General features: G+C 54.0%; 12 protein-coding genes. 10 read left to right on the top strand and 2 right to left on the bottom strand.

Translation table 11 applies throughout. From position 1 onward, the window contains the following. Positions 1-75: 75 nt before the first annotated feature. The 5 genes from tig (at position 76) to FQ179_RS06070 (ending at position 7,342) form a co-directional block, all read left to right on the top strand. Positions 76-1,383: a trigger factor gene (tig, locus tag FQ179_RS06090; RefSeq protein WP_149396333.1), complete on the top strand. Its 1,308-nt coding sequence runs from the start codon at positions 76-78 to the stop codon at positions 1,381-1,383. A gap of 6 nt (positions 1,384-1,389) precedes the next feature. Continuing rightward, positions 1,390-2,046, top strand: a complete 657-nt coding sequence (gene clpP, locus FQ179_RS06085) for an ATP-dependent Clp endopeptidase proteolytic subunit ClpP (protein ID WP_149396930.1) — start codon at positions 1,390-1,392, stop codon at positions 2,044-2,046. An 89-nt stretch (positions 2,047-2,135) separates the two neighbouring features. Beyond that, the gene (gene clpX / locus FQ179_RS06080; protein ID WP_149396332.1) at positions 2,136-3,446 is read left to right on the top strand and encodes an ATP-dependent Clp protease ATP-binding subunit ClpX; all 1,311 of its coding nucleotides are present in this window, start codon (positions 2,136-2,138) and stop codon (positions 3,444-3,446) included. A gap of 157 nt (positions 3,447-3,603) precedes the next feature. Then, positions 3,604-6,084, top strand: a complete 2,481-nt coding sequence (gene lon / locus FQ179_RS06075; protein WP_149396331.1) for an endopeptidase La — start codon at positions 3,604-3,606, stop codon at positions 6,082-6,084. Between the two features lie 226 nt (positions 6,085-6,310). Then, positions 6,311-7,342 carry a hypothetical protein gene (locus FQ179_RS06070; RefSeq protein ID WP_149396330.1) on the top strand — a complete coding sequence of 344 codons (1,032 nt, stop codon included), beginning with the start codon at positions 6,311-6,313 and terminating at the stop codon, positions 7,340-7,342. 179 nt (positions 7,343-7,521) lie between these two features. Here FQ179_RS06070 and lexA read toward each other — a convergent pair whose 3' ends face one another. Both lexA and FQ179_RS06060 read right to left on the bottom strand, forming a co-directional pair. Beyond that, a complete protein-coding gene (lexA, locus tag FQ179_RS06065) occupies positions 7,522-8,187 on the bottom strand; it encodes a transcriptional repressor LexA (RefSeq protein WP_149396329.1) in 666 nt (221 codons plus the stop codon). 521 nt (positions 8,188-8,708) lie between these two features. Beyond that, positions 8,709-9,911 carry an amino acid aminotransferase gene (locus FQ179_RS06060; protein ID WP_149396328.1) on the bottom strand — a complete coding sequence of 401 codons (1,203 nt, stop codon included), beginning with the start codon at positions 9,909-9,911 and terminating at the stop codon, positions 8,709-8,711. An 83-nt stretch (positions 9,912-9,994) separates the two neighbouring features. Here FQ179_RS06060 and uvrB point away from each other — a divergent pair, with 83 nt between their 5' ends. From uvrB to FQ179_RS06035, 5 genes are all read left to right on the top strand, one after another. Further along, on the top strand, positions 9,995-12,028 hold the full coding sequence (gene uvrB / locus FQ179_RS06055; RefSeq protein WP_149396327.1) for an excinuclease ABC subunit UvrB: 2,034 nt from the start codon (positions 9,995-9,997) through the stop codon (positions 12,026-12,028). Between the two features lie 710 nt (positions 12,029-12,738). After that, positions 12,739-13,230 carry a low molecular weight protein-tyrosine-phosphatase gene (locus FQ179_RS06050; protein ID WP_149396929.1) on the top strand — a complete coding sequence of 164 codons (492 nt, stop codon included), beginning with the start codon at positions 12,739-12,741 and terminating at the stop codon, positions 13,228-13,230. A 378-nt stretch (positions 13,231-13,608) separates the two neighbouring features. Then, complete coding sequence (locus FQ179_RS06045) at positions 13,609-14,121, top strand: Rrf2 family transcriptional regulator (protein WP_149396326.1); 513 nt, start codon at positions 13,609-13,611, stop codon at positions 14,119-14,121. A gap of 147 nt (positions 14,122-14,268) precedes the next feature. Next, the gene (locus tag FQ179_RS06040; protein ID WP_149396325.1) at positions 14,269-15,477 is read left to right on the top strand and encodes an IscS subfamily cysteine desulfurase; all 1,209 of its coding nucleotides are present in this window, start codon (positions 14,269-14,271) and stop codon (positions 15,475-15,477) included. Between the two features lie 4 nt (positions 15,478-15,481). Further along, positions 15,482-15,868 carry an iron-sulfur cluster assembly scaffold protein gene (locus FQ179_RS06035; RefSeq protein ID WP_149396324.1) on the top strand — a complete coding sequence of 129 codons (387 nt, stop codon included), beginning with the start codon at positions 15,482-15,484 and terminating at the stop codon, positions 15,866-15,868. Positions 15,869-15,870 lie beyond the last annotated feature (2 nt).

Here is a 15,870-nt window from a genome sequence, read left to right as displayed (position 1 = left end):
ACTTTGCATGTCATGTGCAAGTTTCCGGTAAAATGCTCTGTTCATTTCTTCAATTACTTTTTAAATAGGTTCCCAATGCCCGAGGTTGAAATTTTGTCCGGCCTGGAACGCCGTGTTGATCTGACGGTATCGATTGCCGACGTAGAAAAACAAGTCCAGGCGCAACTGAAGCGCGTTGCCCGTACAGCCAAGGTTCAGGGCTTTCGTCCTGGCAAGGCACCCCTGTCTCTTATCGAGCGCAGCCACGGGCCGGGCATTCGTTACGACGTCATCAACGCCGAAGTAGGCCGTTCGCTCGACAAAGTTGTCGAAGACGCCAATCTGCGCGTTGCCGGCTCACCGTCACTCGAACCCAAAACTGAAGGCGTAGAAGAAGGCATCATGGCTTTCTCCGCTACTTTTGAGGTGTACCCAGAGGTACAAGTACCTGATCTTTCAACGCTTACCATTAAGCGTGCAAATACCGCCGTGGGCGACGAAGAAGTGCAGCGCACCATCGACATTCTGCGCAAGCAGCGCGCCAACTACGAGGTCCGCGAAGGCCGCGAAGCGCAAGACGATGACCGCATCACGCTCGACTTCACCGGCACCATCGATGGCATAGCTTTCGAAGGCGGTTCCGCTGAAAAATTCCCGTTCGTACTGGGCCAGGGCCGTATGTTGCCCGAGTTCGAAACTGCGGTGCGCGGCATGAAAGCCGGCGAAAGCAAAACCTTTCCGCTAAACTTCCCTGAAGAGTACGGCAGCAAAGAAGTCGCCGGTAAAACGGCTGAATTCGCCATTACCGTCACTGAAGTGGCCGAGCCAATTCTGCCCGAGCTTGATGCTGAGTTCGCCAAATCGCTGGGCCAGCAAGAAGGCGACGTTGAAAAACTGCTTGCCGACGTGCGCGCCAACATCGAACGCGAAGTCAAGGCTCGTACTCACGCCCGTACCAAAGCCAGCGTCATGGACGCCATGGCTGAAGCCAGCACCTTTGACGTGCCCAAGTCTCTGGTTGAGCGCGATGCGCAAGGCCGTGTAGAAGCTGCACGCGAAGAGCTCAAGCAACGCGGTGTGCCTAATGCCGAGTCCGTGCCAATCCCCCTCGAGGCCTTCTCGGCAGAGTCCGAGCGTCGTGTACGTCTGGGGTTGCTGGTCTCCGAGCTGGTGCAAGCGGCCGACCTCAAAGCCAAGCCAGAACAGGTTCGCCAACGTATCGAAGAATTTGCACAAAACTACGAGCAGCCGGCGCAAGTCGTGGCTTACTACCTTTCCGACCGTGAACGTCGCGCCGAAATCGAAGCCATCGTTCTTGAAGACAATGTTGTTGATCACATTGTTTCCAAGGCGCAGGTTACCGACGAAGAAGTGCCGTTCGACGAAATCATGGGGACCAACTAAATGTCAATGTCACGATTTACCGATTTTTACGCTTCCATGCATGGAGGGCATTCGGTAGCCCCAACGGGGTTGGGCTACGTGCCCATCGTGATCGAGCAATCCGGCCGCGGTGAGCGGTCCTACGACATCTATTCACGCCTGCTGCGCGAGCGCGTCATTTTTTTCGTGGGCCCGGTCAACGACCATACCGCCAATCTGGTCGTGGCGCAGCTGCTGTTCCTCGAATCCGAGAACCCCGAAAAAGACATCTCGCTGTACATCAACTCGCCTGGCGGGTCGGTGTACGCCGGCATGGCCATTTTCGACACCATGCGGTTCGTCAAGCCTGACGTATCCACGCTGTGTACTGGCCTGGCGGCCAGCATGGGCGCATTCCTGCTTGCTGCAGGGGCCAAGGGCAAGCGTTACTCTCTGCCCAACTCGCGCATCATGATCCACCAGCCATCAGGCGGAACCCAAGGCCAGGCCTCCGATATCCAAATCCAGGCACGTGAAATTCTCAGTCTGCGTCAGCGTCTCAATGAAATTTTGGCCGAGAATACCGGCCAACCCATCGAGCGTATTGAAATTGACACCGAGCGCGATAATTTCATGTCTGCCCAAGATGCGGTATCGTATGGTTTAGTAGACAAAGTTCTGGTCTCTCGCACCGATTCGGTATAGTGAGCCAGTTGGGGCGGGCAAATTACTTGTCCGCCACTTATTCCCCGACATGGCTTAGGCCCTGTCCACTGAACTGAACGAAGAGTTTTATGCCCGAAAAAAAAGGATCGGCGGACGAAAAAGTGTTGCGCTGTTCATTCTGCAACAAGAGCCAGCACGAAGTGCGCAAGCTTATTGCCGGCCCGTCGGTGTTTATTTGTGATGAATGCATTGATCTCTGCAATGACATCATCACCGAAGAAAGCCAGGAGGCCGCTCGCGATGCCATTCGTAACGATCTTCCTACGCCCCATGAAATCAAGTCATTTCTTGACGGCTACGTTATTGGTCAAGACACCCCCAAGCGTAATCTGGCGGTCGCTGTCTACAACCACTACAAACGTATTCGTTATGGCGAAGTCAAAGGCGACGACGTAGAGCTGTCCAAAAGCAACATCCTGCTTATCGGGCCTACGGGCTCAGGCAAGACGCTGCTGGCGCAAACCCTTGCACGCATGCTTGACGTGCCCTTTGTCATGGCTGATGCCACCACGCTTACCGAAGCTGGCTATGTGGGCGAAGACGTTGAAAACATCGTTCAAAAGCTACTTCAAAACTGCAACTACGATGTAGAAAAAGCCCAAAAGGCCATTATCTATATCGACGAAATCGACAAAATTTCGCGCAAAGCTGACAACCCATCCATTACTCGCGACGTGTCGGGTGAAGGTGTGCAGCAGGCTCTGCTCAAGCTTATCGAAGGCACGGTTGCCTCGGTGCCACCCCAAGGCGGGCGTAAGCACCCCAATCAAGACTTCGTGCAAGTTGATACCACCAACATTCTGTTCATTGTTGGCGGTGCCTTTGATGGCCTCGAAAAAGTCATCCGTGACCGTACCGAACGCTCAGGCATTGGCTTTTCAGCATCTGTGCGCGCCAAAACCGAGCGAGGTGTAGGCGAGCTCTTCGCAGAAGCCGAGCCCGAAGACCTTATCAAATTCGGTCTTATCCCCGAGCTGGTCGGTCGGTTGCCGGTGGTCGCTACGCTGCAAGAGCTCGACGAGGCTACCTTGGTGCGCATTCTCACCGAGCCGCGAAATTCGCTCATCAAACAATTTCAAAAACTGTTTGAAATGGAAGACGTCGAGCTTGAAATTCGCCCCGAGGCGCTCACCGCCATCGCCCAGCGCGCCATCAAGCGCCGCACAGGCGCACGCGGTTTGCGTTCCATCGTAGAACAGTCGTTATTGGGCACCATGTATGAACTCCCATCCCAAAAAGATGTCAAACGAGTTGTACTTGATGAAAAATCTGTAAAGGGTGAAGGTACGCCCATACTTATTTACGAAGATGATGCCAAGGGTAAAAAAGCCGATCAGGCCGACAGCCCCGCGAAAAAGCTAAAGGATGCCGCCGCATAGCATGAAAGATCGCCCAAAACCGTTGTTTGTGGCAAACTCAAAATCGAGTGGGCTTGAAACTCGGGCGATCGCCACTATATATACCTGCAGGTAGAACTGAAATAGGGAGGCCGCGGCCTCCCGTTTTCATCTAGAGGTAAATTTTAAGGAAATTACTATGTCTGCGAGCCAGATTCTCACTTCAGAACCTACGGACTTGCCGCTGTTGCCATTGCGCGACGTCGTGGTGTTTCCGCATATGGTGATTCCCCTGTTCGTCGGTCGACCACGCTCCATCAAAGCGCTCGAGCTGGCAATGGAATCCGGTAACAACATCATGCTGGTGGCGCAAAAGTCAGCCGGCAAAGATGACCCCACCCCAGAAGATCTCTACGAGATCGGCTGTGCAGCAAGCATTCTTCAAATGCTCAAATTGCCTGACGGCACGGTTAAGGTGCTGGTAGAAGGTGTGCAGCGCGCGCGCATTCAAAGCGTCAGCGATGCCGAAACGCACTTCATGGCGGTAGTCGTACCTGTTGAGGTCGAAGCCGACCAAGGCGCAGAATCCGAAGCGCTGCGACGTGCTGTGGTTGCCCAGTTTGAGCAATACGTCAAACTCAATAAAAAAATCCCCCAAGAAATTCTTACGTCCTTGGCGGGTATTGACGATGCAGGGCGTCTTGCCGACACCATCGCTGCCCACCTGCCGCTTAAGCTCGAGCAAAAACAATCCATGCTTGAGGTCGTCGGCACCGCCCCACGCCTTGAAACCCTGTTGTCGCAACTCGAATCCGAGATCGACATACTGCAGGTTGAGAAGCGCATTCGTGGCCGTGTCAAAAAGCAGATGGAAAAAAGCCAGCGCGACTACTATCTCAATGAGCAAGTAAAAGCCATTCAGAAAGAGCTGGGCGAGGGCGAAGATGGTGCTGACATTGAAGAGCTCGAGAAAAAAATCGAAGCTGCTCACTTGCCGAAAGAAGCCCGCAAAAAGGTAGACGCTGAGGTTAAAAAACTTAAGCTCATGTCGCCCATGTCTGCCGAGGCAACCGTGGTGCGCAACTACATCGACACCGTCATCAGTCTGCCATGGCGCAAGAAAAGCCGTGTCAACAACTCTATTACCAACGCCGAGCAGGTGCTTGACGCGGATCACTACGGCCTAGAAAAGGTCAAAGAACGCATTATTGAGTACCTGGCCGTGCAGCAGCGCGTTGAAAAGCTCAAGGCGCCCATTCTCTGTCTGGTAGGGCCTCCTGGGGTGGGTAAAACCTCGCTGGGCCAGTCCATTGCACGTGCCACCAACCGCAAGTTCACGCGGATGGCCCTGGGTGGCGTGCGCGATGAGGCAGAGATCCGCGGTCACCGTCGTACCTACATTGGTTCCATGCCAGGCAAAATTCTGCAAAACATGTCCAAGGTAGGGGTGCGCAACCCGTTGTTCTTGCTCGACGAAATCGACAAGATGGGTGCAGATTTCAGGGGCGACCCATCGTCGGCATTGCTCGAGGTGCTTGATCCTGAACAAAACCATACGTTCCAAGACCACTACATTGAGGTCGACTTCGATCTGTCCGACACCATGTTTGTGGCCACGAGCAACACGCTCAACATACCGCCGGCGCTGCTCGACCGTATGGAAGTCATTCGCTTGTCGGGTTACACCGAAGACGAAAAAGTGCATATCGCCTTCGATCACCTGCTGCCCAAGCTCATGAAGAACAACGGCGTGCAAGAAGGCGAGCTCAGCATCGAAGAGTCTGCCATTCGTGACATTGTGCGTTATTACACTCGCGAAGCAGGTGTGCGGGCGCTCGAGCGCGAAATCAGCAAAATCTGTCGTAAAGTGGTCAAGCGCTTGCTCAGCAAAAACCCGGTCGTTGCCAAAAAGAAAGCCAAAAGTCAAACAGCTCAGCCCGTTGAGCATGTAGATGTCACGGCCGAAAACCTGGCAGACTTTCTTGGTGTGCGACGGTTTAGCTATGGCCTGGCCGAAAAAGAGAACAAGGTCGGTCAAGTTACTGGTCTGGCCTGGACTGAAGTCGGTGGTGATCTGCTCACTATTGAGGTTGCAGACATGCCGGGTAAAGGCCTGGTGCAGCGCACCGGTTCATTGGGCGACGTCATGAAAGAGTCCGTTGAAGCTGCGCGTACCGTCGTGCGGTCGCGTGCCCAAAAATGGGGCATCGGCAACACGGCCTTCGAAAAGCGTGACCTGCACGTGCACTTTCCTGAAGGGGCAACACCCAAAGACGGGCCGTCTGCAGGTATTGCCATCACCACTGCCATGGTATCGGCGCTTACTGGCATCCCAGTGCGCGCAGATGTGGCCATGACGGGTGAGATCACCTTGCGCGGCGAAGTGCTCCCCATCGGTGGCCTGAAAGAAAAGCTGCTGGCGGCGCACCGTGGTGGCATCAAAACAGTAATGATTCCTGAGGAAAACGTCAAAGATCTCGCCGAGATCCCAGACAACGTAAAGAACCACCTCGAAATCATTCCTGTGCGCTGGATCGATCGCGTACTTGAAGTGGCACTCGAAACCATGCCAACGCCGTTGTCTGACGAAGAAGTGGCTCGTCTGGCGGCAGAGGCCGCGGCAGCGGCTCGCGCCAACCCCGTTACCGATGTTGGGTCTGATGGTTTGATCAAGCACTAATCGATCACACTGCAAGCCTGAAACCTCGTCCTGCAACTGAACAACATGCCTGTTTGGACAATGTCCAAACAGGCGTAAATTCAGGGCAAGGCGGGGTTTTTTTGCGTCATAAACCGCAGGGGCAATCAGGACATTTACGGATGGATATTGCCTAGCTTCAAGCGCGTGGGGCAGTAGGGCGCGACATTAAAGTAGTGTCTCCTGCAACAATAGCCTAAAGCTTCCGATGTCAACGCAAGCCACTGATTACGACAGCCCCTGGAAAGAGGCGCTTAATTACTTTTTTGAAGATTTCGTCGCGTTACTGGCGCCCGAATTGCATGTGCTTATTGACTGGTCCGTCGCACCGGTGTTTCTTGATACAGAGCTGCAAGCCCTTGCCCCCGACTCGCCAAATGGTCGTCGCTATGCTGACAAACTCGTCAAGCTGCATCGTCTTGATAATGGCCAGGCCTGGGTTCTGGTGCATGTTGAAGTTGAAAGCGGCCCGCCAAGCGGCACAAGCCTTGCCCAGCTGGCTCAACGCATGTTCACGTATTTTTATCGCATATGGGACCGCTACGTGCGACAGAAAATGGTGGGCGTGGGTTCTTCAGACCGAATCGAGCTTGAGGCCAGGAATACTTCGTTTTATAGCCTGGTCATTCTTACTTCAAGCACAGGCGGGCCATCCGTATTGGTGCACCGTCAACGTCTAGGCAAATGTCAAATGTGTTTTCGTTTTCCCGTCGTACACTTGCGCCGTTGGGAGGATGACAGAGTGTCATTGGTTGATCTTGCGGCGCTCAATCCGTTTGCTTTAGTGGTAATGGCCCAGCTAGATGCCCAGGCGCATCATGGCGCAAGCGAGCGCTTGTTGACTAAAGTCAGGCTTATTCGCTTGCTGTTTCAGCATCGTTACGATCGCCGGCGCATCCAGCAGCTATTCCGCATTATCGACTGGATAATGTGTCTTCCCAAAGATCTTGAACCGGCCTTTGAACAGGCCGTAGGAGCAATAGAAACGGAGCTTAACATGCCTTATGTAACTAGCATCGAACGTTTGGGTGAGGCCCGTGGCCTGCAAAAAGGTCGTGAAGAAGGACGTCAAGAAGGCAGAAACAGCGCCGCACGGCTGCTGTCAGCAATGCTTGAGCGCCGGTTTGGTCAGTTGCCGGCGTGGGTAGCTACCCGCATTGCGCAGGCAGATACTGCAACGCTTCAGGGGTGGGCACTTAAGGCGTTGGATGCCGAGCGGCTTGAGGCGGTTTTTGATTAATGCCAGTTAGGTACGATGTGCACCCGACAATAATAAAAATATATGTTGGCATCATTACCGTGCGCGCGTTGCATTGGCCGTAGCTAAATAATCTGTGCATACAGCGGGCGCTGTAGGCCGGGCAAGCTGCCCGTTACAGCGCCAAGTAAGGCGTGCAAGTTTGCTGAAGCGCCAAGTAATTACTGCAGCGGCGTGCTGCGAATTAACCCAACAGCAATCCCTTCCAGAGAAAATTCGTCATCAGAGCTTACGTTAATAGGCTCGAAATCGGGGTTTTCAGGCAGCAGTTGTATATGGCGGCCGTGACGCGAAAACCGCTTAACCGTAACCTCATCACCCAGCCGTGCAACGACAATCTGGCCGTTTCGGGCTTCAGGTGACTTGCGTACCGCCAGCAAGTCGCCATCAAGTATGCCTGCATCACGCATACTTAGGCCGCGCACCCGTAATAGGTAGTCTGGGGTTTGGGTAAACAAAGAAGGTTCGATACCGACTTCACGCTCAACGTGTTCAGCCGCCAGTATGGGGCTACCCGCGGCCACACGCCCGACGAGCGGCACCAATAGCGGCGCAAAGGCTCTGGAAAGCGAAGAGCCGCCCAAATCGGCAGCGAGGCCCCCGACCGGGCCTGTTTCGGTAAGCCGGATTCCGCGTGACGCGCCAGGAGTTAGCTCGATAGCTCCTTTGCGGGCAAGCGCCTTAAGATGATCTTCGGCAGCGTTGGGCGAGCGGAAACCCAGTACGCTGGCGATTTCGGCACGCGTGGGTGGAAAACCCGTGCGTATGATCTCGCTGCGGATCAAATCGAGTATTTGTTGCTGACGAGCGGTGAGTTTGACGGCCATAGTCTTCCGAACTGTATTTTTATACAGTCTGAATTCTGCAACATATTTGCCGGAAGATCAAGCGACATAAGGGTTTTAAGCGGTTTTGGCCCGTTTTGACCGCGTATCTCTTGGCATTGGCCAATTAAAGCGGGTTTTACAGCGGCCAGAGTGGACTTAAAACAAGTAAATATATCGTGAATACGCCTTGAATCTGGCCGGAATTCATCAGGCTAAAGTGCTAATTAAGAACGAAGTGGATTCAATTTGCGCACGCCAACAAAATGCTCCGACGGCATGCGTGAACTGACCCCCAGAAGCTGGACGGCTTATGACGCCTGGAGAGAAATTAATCTTCTGGACACGAAGTTAAGAGAAAACGTTTAACTTCGCAGGGCTCGAGCTGATTTGAGCTGATCCACCCCAAGGATTGGATCTGTGTCCAATTTTGGGGTGTGGCTCACTGCATGAGACGGAGCATTTGGGAAAGCATAGAGGGCCAGGCCGCTACTTCGCGGTGTACTGGCCCCAGGGCTAAACGACTAGGCGATAACCGCCGCAATCGCTTTGGCCACGGCATCAATATTGCCGCTGTTTAGTGCAGCAACGCAAATACGGCCACTGCTGACCGCGTATACACCGTGTTCTTCGCGCAGACGATCAACCTGTTCGGATGTCAGGCCGGAATACGAGAACATGCCGCGCTGCTTCAGGACGAAGTCAAAGTCCTGGCTGACGCCATTCGCCTTTAGCTTTTCGACCAACTGAGTTCGCATAGTGCGGATGCGATCACGCATGCTTGCAAGCTCTGCCGTCCAGACATCATTAAGCTCAGGCGTGTTTAGCACCGACGCCACAATTTTGCCGCCATGTGTAGGTGGGTTGGAGTAGTTGGTGCGAATAACGCGCTTGAGCTGACTGAGCACGCGTGTGCTTTCTTCTTTGGACGAGCATACTAAAGTGAGCGCACCCACGCGTTCGCCATACAGTGAGAACGACTTGGAGAAAGACGAGCTGATCAGCATGGTGAGGTCGCTGTCAGCAAACAGACGCGCAACAGCAGCGTCTTCTTCGAGCCCGTCACCAAAGCCTTGGTAAGCAATGTCGACAAAAGGTACAAGATTTTTTTGCTTGACCACTTCAACGATCTGCTTCCATTGATCAAGTGTAGGATCAACACCCGTGGGGTTGTGACAGCAAGCGTGCAGCACCACAATGGTTTTTTCGGGCAGCGCCTGCAGACCGCTGAGCATGCCGGCAAAGTCCAGGCCATGCGTAGCAGCGTCATAGTAGGGGTAGGTGTCTACCGTAAAGCCTGCGGCCTGGAACAGTGCACGGTGGTTTTCCCAGCTGGGGTTGCTGATGACAACTTTGGAGTTGGGCAGCAATAGCTTGAGGAAGTCAGCACCAATTTTGAGGGCACCCGTACCACCCAGGGTTTGTGCTGTTAGCACACGGCCCGAGGCCAGCAGAGGAGAGTTTTTGCCAAGCAGCAGGGCTTGCGCGCCCGAGTTGTAGCCGGGGATGCCGTCGATAGGCAGATAGCCGCGCGGCGAGTGCGCTTGTACCAAGGCGTCTTCGGCCTTGCGGACGGCGTCGAGCAGCGGAATGCGCCCTTGGTCGTCATAATAAACACCTACACCAAGGTTGACCTTGCTGGTGCGCGCATCGGCGTTATATTGTTCGTTAAGACCAAGAATAGGATCGCGCGGCGCCAGTTCGACGCCTTCAAAGAGAGATGTCATGTTAGGGAAGCAAAAAGTAGTGGGGAAAAGAAAGAGTATTAATGTGATAATAAGGGGTTTACCCTTAAAAAGTCTAGTACGCGATGGTTAGTGTTAATCTTGCAGCCCCCGGTTTTCTTGAGTTTGAAGGCAGCCCGTTTCAACTTTACCAGCCGTATCCCCCGGCCGGTGACCAGCCGGCGGCCATCGATGCCCTGGTTGATGGCATTGATGATGGGCTTATGTTTCAGACCCTGCTAGGGGTAACTGGCTCAGGCAAAACCTACACCATGGCCAACGTCATCGCCCGCACGGGCAGACCGGCCATCGTGCTTGCGCCCAACAAAACGCTGGCGGCTCAGCTATATGCTGAAATGCGCGAGTTTTTTCCGCGTAATGCCGTTGAGTACTTTGTGTCGTATTACGACTACTATCAGCCCGAAGCCTACGTGGCGGCGCGTGATCTCTTCATCGAGAAAGACTCATCCATCAATGAGCACATCGAGCAGATGCGGCTGTCGGCCACCAAAAGCCTGCTTGAGCGCCGCGACACCATCATTGTGGGTACCGTCTCCTGTATTTACGGTATAGGTAACCCGGGCGACTATCACGCCATGGTGCTTACGCTGCGTTGTGGTGATCGCATTCCGCGTCAGCAACTGCTGGGTCGGCTGGTCGCCATGCAGTACGAGCGCAACGACGTCGAATTTACCCGAGGCAATTTCCGGGCGCGTGGCGAAACCATTGATGTGTTCCCGGCAGAACACGCCGAGCTGGCCTTGCGCATTACGCTATTCGATGACGAAATCGAATCGCTGCAGATGTTTGACCCGCTCACTGGCAAGATACGCCAGAAAATCCCCCGCTTTACGGTGTTTCCAAGCTCGCATTACGTGACGCCGCGCGAAACCATATTGCGTGCCATCGAAACCATTAAAGTTGAATTGCGCGAGCGTTTGGCCTTGCTAACGCAAGAGGGCAAGCTGGTCGAAGCGCAAAGGCTGGAGCAGCGTACCCGTTTTGATCTGGAAATGATGCAGGAGCTGGGGTTTTGCAAAGGCATTGAAAACTACTCCAGGCATCTTTCAGGTGCAGCACCCGGTGACCCTCCGCCAACACTTATTGACTACCTGCCTCGCGACGCCCTCATGTTTATCGACGAAAGCCACGTCACCATGGGGCAGTTAAGTGCCATGTACAGGGGTGACCGTTCACGCAAATCTACCCTGGTGCAATTCGGCTTTCGCCTACCTTCCGCCATGGATAACCGGCCGCTAAAACTTGAAGAGTTTGAGCAGCGCATGCGACAGTGCGTGTTTGTATCGGCAACTCCATCTGTATACGAACACGAGCACGCCGATAATGTCGTAGAGCAGGTGGTGCGACCCACAGGCCTGGTTGATCCCTTGGTAGAAATACGGCCTGCCGTAACGCAGGTTGATGATTTGCTGGGTGAAGCCAAACTACGTATTGCCGCGGGCGAGCGTGTACTGGTTACCACGCTGACCAAGCGCATGTCGGAGGACCTTACCGACTATCTGGTGGAAAGCGGCCTTAAAGTGCGTTACCTGCATTCTGATATTGATACGGTAGAGCGCGTTGAAATTATTCGCGACCTCAGGCTCGGTATATTTGACGTGCTGGTAGGTATTAACTTGCTGCGTGAGGGGCTTGATATCCCTGAAGTTTCACTGGTGGCCATACTCGACGCCGACAAAGAAGGCTTTTTGCGGTCAGAGCGCAGCCTGATCCAGACCATAGGCAGGGCAGCGCGTAATATCAACGGGCACGCCATTTTGTACGCCGATCGTATTACCGATTCGATGCGGCGGGCCATGGACGAGACCGAAAGGCGACGTCTCAAACAGTTGGCATTTAATGAAGAGCACGGCATTACCGCACGCGGCGTCAACAAGGCCGTACGTGAACTGATTGATGGCGTCATGGGCGCGCCTGTGCAGCCCAGGCCTGATGATGATATTCCACTCGAAATATTGCGTGATGACAAAGCACTGGCCCGCGAGATGCGGCGACTAAGCGCATTAATGACCGATCATGCCAAAAACCTGGAGTTTGAGCAGGCGGCGGCAGCGCGCGATGCACTCAACCGGCTCAAAGAGAGGGCGCTGTTGTCTTGATTTGACGCATGCCGGCCCCAGCGCTTCCGGGCACGGCACGCGGGAGTCATGCGCTGGGTAGGCGATGACGTAGACGGGGTAGACGATGGGCTGTGGCCGCCAATATCAGGTATCGGCTGGAAGTGTCTGGAGTTTTGTGTTCACGCCTATGATTGCTACGCATACGCATCTTGAATGAGGTATTTTAAGAATGGTTCTTCAGACCTTTTCGTGTGGCAGGTCGGACGCGTGTCCTTAAGGTGATTTTTTTGACGCCTTCGTGCGAGCTGGGGCTGCAATACTCCCAGATCAACCTGAGCGGGCGTTTGATGCCCTCAAGCCTGAGTTCTACTGTGACGGGGTCATGCGATGCGCAGGTAGCGGATATTTTTTGTAAATTGTTGGAAACAACCAACAATCTGTAATAAGTTCATGATAATTACGGGTAACCGCTGCGCCGTTTCAAAACAGTTATTGCTTTCCAATTACCTAGGGTTTACCATAACGATCTTGTGGGCTTTCTTGCAGCCATTAGTTTTTGCTGCAGTGCGTAAATATTGGCCCACACAGCATTTCGCACGGCTTGTTATCAGTATCGGGTAGGTTGTACACAGCAGCATTAAACCCCAGCACTTTGCCGTTTCTCAATTATTGTCAACAAGGCTTTAGAACTCGTTGTGGTTCTGCAAAAAGCCTTGCCTTACAACGGGTTTTCCCTCACACTCTCGTCTATGATGACTAAGGTACTTTTCGTTTGCATGGGTAATATCTGCCGCTCACCGAGCGCAGAAGGCGTATTCCGTCATATCGTCGACGAGGCGGGGCTTTCGGGCGCCATTGGTGTCGATTCCGCCGGTACCCACGGCTTCCATATTGGCGAGGCGCCAGACGCCCGTGCCCAGGCTGCTGCGCGCAAGCGTGGCTACGATCTTTCGCAATGCGTCGCTCGGCAGGTAACCGCCGATGACTTCCGCGAATTCGACCTTATTTTGGCAATGGATTGGGAAAACCTCTCCGCACTGCAACAACAGTGTCCCAAAATATACCAGCACAAGCTCATGCTACTTATGCGCTTTGCCAACGAGTTCGAAGAAGCGACGGTGCCTGATCCTTACTACGGTGGCCCAGATGGCTTCGCCAAAGTGCTCGACTATCTCGAAGATGCCTGTCAGGGCGTGCTCGAGCTTGTACGCAAGCGGGCACTTCAGTACCAGGCCGCGTAAGCACCATTCTACCGCAACTTTTGTTGTACCCCTTTGCGGGGCATTCTCGCAAACAAAGCCGCGCCAATTATCGGGCGCGGCTTTTGTTTTATGGGCGTGATTCTGTATGCTTCATCGCACTGCTGCGTTATGCATTCGTGCGTCTTGGGTTCAAGCTGCAAACGCCGGTAACCGTCCCGGCTTCACGCTAGATTGCCTGGGTCGAGAATCCAAGCCGCTTAATCATTTGCGTGCCGTTGCGCTAACGCAAAGCCGATCCGCGACTTGCTTGGAGAAAGCAGGCGTCCTGCACAGTGCTTTTTCCCGATTACCCTACAAAATTAGTCGGGTATTGTGATATACTTGACCTAATTAGTCGGGTATTAAAAGGAGCGCACCATGCGTTTAACCACCAAAGGCCGTTTCGCTGTTACCGCCATGATTGATCTGGCGCTCCGGCAGCACAGCGGGCCGGTCACTCTGGCCGCCATCAGTAAACGTCAGAACATCTCACTTTCCTATCTAGAGCAATTATTCGGTAAGTTGCGTCGGCACGAGCTGGTCGACAGCATGCGAGGCCCTGGCGGCGGGTATTCGTTGGCCAAGCTGGCGCGCAATATCACCGTGGCTGACGTTATCTTTGCGGTCGATGAGCCTATGGATACCACCAACTGTGGTGGCAAAGAAAACTGCAATATCGGGCGTAACGGCAGTTCCGGCAAATGCATGACGCATGAGCTATGGGCCTCGTTAAACCGCAAAATGATCGATTTTCTTGATTCTGTCTCATTGCAAGACCTGGCCGACCAAGAACGGATGCGTCAGTTGCAAGAAGCCAACAACGGGCAAGAGGTACCAATTCGCGTACATCGTGCGCCGGGTGCTCCCATGGCGATGGCTTTTACAAGTTAAGCTTGTCGCCAATGCCGTGTGCGGGGCAGCGCAGTAAATATGTCGTTGCTGGCGTCTTCATGGCTGGGGCCGTCTGACGCCAATTGTTTGCAGCGGTATAGGGCTCATATAATCAATGCATAGCGACACGGCCCCGGAGTACTTTTAATGACGTCACACCCCATCTATCTTGATTATTCAGCAACCACGCCGGTAGACCCGCGCGTGGTTGATGCCATGGTGCCGTGGCTTTACGAGCGGTTCGGTAACCCTGCGTCCAACAGCCATGCCTATGGTTGGGACGCCGAAGAGGCTGTTGAGCGCGCTCGTGGCCAGGTAGCCCAACTGGTTAACGCCGACCCGCGCGAAATCATCTTTACTTCAGGTGCCACAGAGTCTGATAACCTTGCAATTAAAGGCGCGGCACAGTTTCATGTCGGGCGCGGCAAGCACATTGTTACACTCAAAACCGAGCACAAGGCGGTGTTAGATACCTGCCACGAGCTCGAACGCCAGGGCTTCGAGGTTAGTTTTCTAGATGTACAAGAAAACGGCCTGGTCGATGCGGAGGTGTTCCGCAACGCCTTGCGCTCCGACACCACCATCGCGTCGGTCATGCTGGTTAACAACGAGATCGGCGTTATACAAGATATTGCTGCGTTGGGTGAAATTTGCCGTGAAAAAGGCGTTATGTTTCACGTTGATGCTGCCCAGGCCACTGGCAAGGTTGCCATAGACCTGCAGGCCGTCAACGTTGACCTTATGTCGTTTTCAGCGCACAAAACCTATGGCCCTAAAGGTATAGGTGCTCTATACGTACGACGCAAACCGCGCGCCCGCATTATGGCGCAAATGCACGGTGGCGGGCACGAGCGCGGCATGCGTTCGGGTACCCTGGCTACCCACCAAATTGTGGGCATGGGCGAAGCCTTTCAACTGGCAGGGCAATCACTTCATGAAGAAAGCCAGCGCATTTGTCAGTTGCAGGCCAGGCTGTGGGCGGGCTTGTCGGCTATACCCGAGGTGTATCTTAATGGCGAGCTTAACCAGCGCGTGCCACACAATCTTAATGTTAGTTTCAATTACATTGAAGGCGAGTCGCTCATGATGTCGCTCAAGCGGCTTGCGGTTTCAAGCGGCTCGGCCTGCACGTCTGCCAGTCTAGAGCCTTCATACGTGTTGCGAGCCATTGGTCGCAGCGACGAACTGGCACACAGCTCGCTGCGTATTTCGTTGGGGCGCTTCACCACCGAACAAGATGTCGACACCGCTGTCGATATTATCAGCGAGAAAGTCGCCTGGCTGCGCGCCATGTCACCGCTTTGGGAAATGGCCCAGGCGGGTGTAGACGTTAACGCCGTACAGTGGGCAGTGTAGGGCTATGCAATCGTATAACGCTAAAGTTCTTGATTATTACGAAAACCCGCGCAACGTGGGCTCGTTCGATGCGGCTAACCCAGACGTCGGCACCGCACTGGTGGGTGCGCCGTCTCAGGGTGATGTCATCAAATTGCAGATTATGGTTGACGCGTCGGGTATCATTAAGGATGCACGGTTCAAAACCTACGGGTGCGGCTGCGCCATCGCAGCCAGCTCCCTGGCAACAGAATGGGTTATCGGCAAAACGCCTCAGCAGGCAGGGCAGATCAGCTATACGCAAATCGCCGAAGCGCTGGCGTTGCCACCGATAAAAATCCACTGTTCCGTCCTGGCTGAAGACGCTATTCAAGCGGCAATCCAGGATTACCAAACCAAACATCAGAGGTAATT

Origin of the sequence: Pusillimonas sp. ANT_WB101 (assembly GCF_008369125.1) — a bacterium.
Lineage (GTDB): Bacteria > Pseudomonadota > Gammaproteobacteria > Burkholderiales > Burkholderiaceae_B > Allopusillimonas.
The sequence above is the reverse complement of the archived record's forward strand: the minus strand, read 5'-3'. Positions and strand labels throughout refer to the sequence as shown.

Excerpts from the sequence above, each read along its gene's own strand:
- tig (WP_149396333.1), top strand. The coding sequence starts at position 76 with ATGCCCGAGGTTGAAATTTTGTCCGGCCTGGAACGCCGTGTTGATCTG.
- clpP (WP_149396930.1), top strand. The coding sequence starts at position 1,390 with ATGTCACGATTTACCGATTTTTACGCTTCCATGCATGGAGGGCATTCG.
- clpX (WP_149396332.1), top strand. The coding sequence starts at position 2,136 with ATGCCCGAAAAAAAAGGATCGGCGGACGAAAAAGTGTTGCGCTGTTCA.
- lon (WP_149396331.1), top strand. The coding sequence starts at position 3,604 with ATGTCTGCGAGCCAGATTCTCACTTCAGAACCTACGGACTTGCCGCTG.
- FQ179_RS06070 (WP_149396330.1), top strand. The coding sequence starts at position 6,311 with ATGTCAACGCAAGCCACTGATTACGACAGCCCCTGGAAAGAGGCGCTT.
- lexA (WP_149396329.1), bottom strand. The coding sequence starts at position 8,187 with ATGGCCGTCAAACTCACCGCTCGTCAGCAACAAATACTCGATTTGATC.
- FQ179_RS06060 (WP_149396328.1), bottom strand. The coding sequence starts at position 9,911 with ATGACATCTCTCTTTGAAGGCGTCGAACTGGCGCCGCGCGATCCTATT.
- uvrB (WP_149396327.1), top strand. The coding sequence starts at position 9,995 with ATGGTTAGTGTTAATCTTGCAGCCCCCGGTTTTCTTGAGTTTGAAGGC.
- FQ179_RS06050 (WP_149396929.1), top strand. The coding sequence starts at position 12,739 with ATGATGACTAAGGTACTTTTCGTTTGCATGGGTAATATCTGCCGCTCA.
- FQ179_RS06045 (WP_149396326.1), top strand. The coding sequence starts at position 13,609 with ATGCGTTTAACCACCAAAGGCCGTTTCGCTGTTACCGCCATGATTGAT.
- FQ179_RS06040 (WP_149396325.1), top strand. The coding sequence starts at position 14,269 with ATGACGTCACACCCCATCTATCTTGATTATTCAGCAACCACGCCGGTA.
- FQ179_RS06035 (WP_149396324.1), top strand. The coding sequence starts at position 15,482 with ATGCAATCGTATAACGCTAAAGTTCTTGATTATTACGAAAACCCGCGC.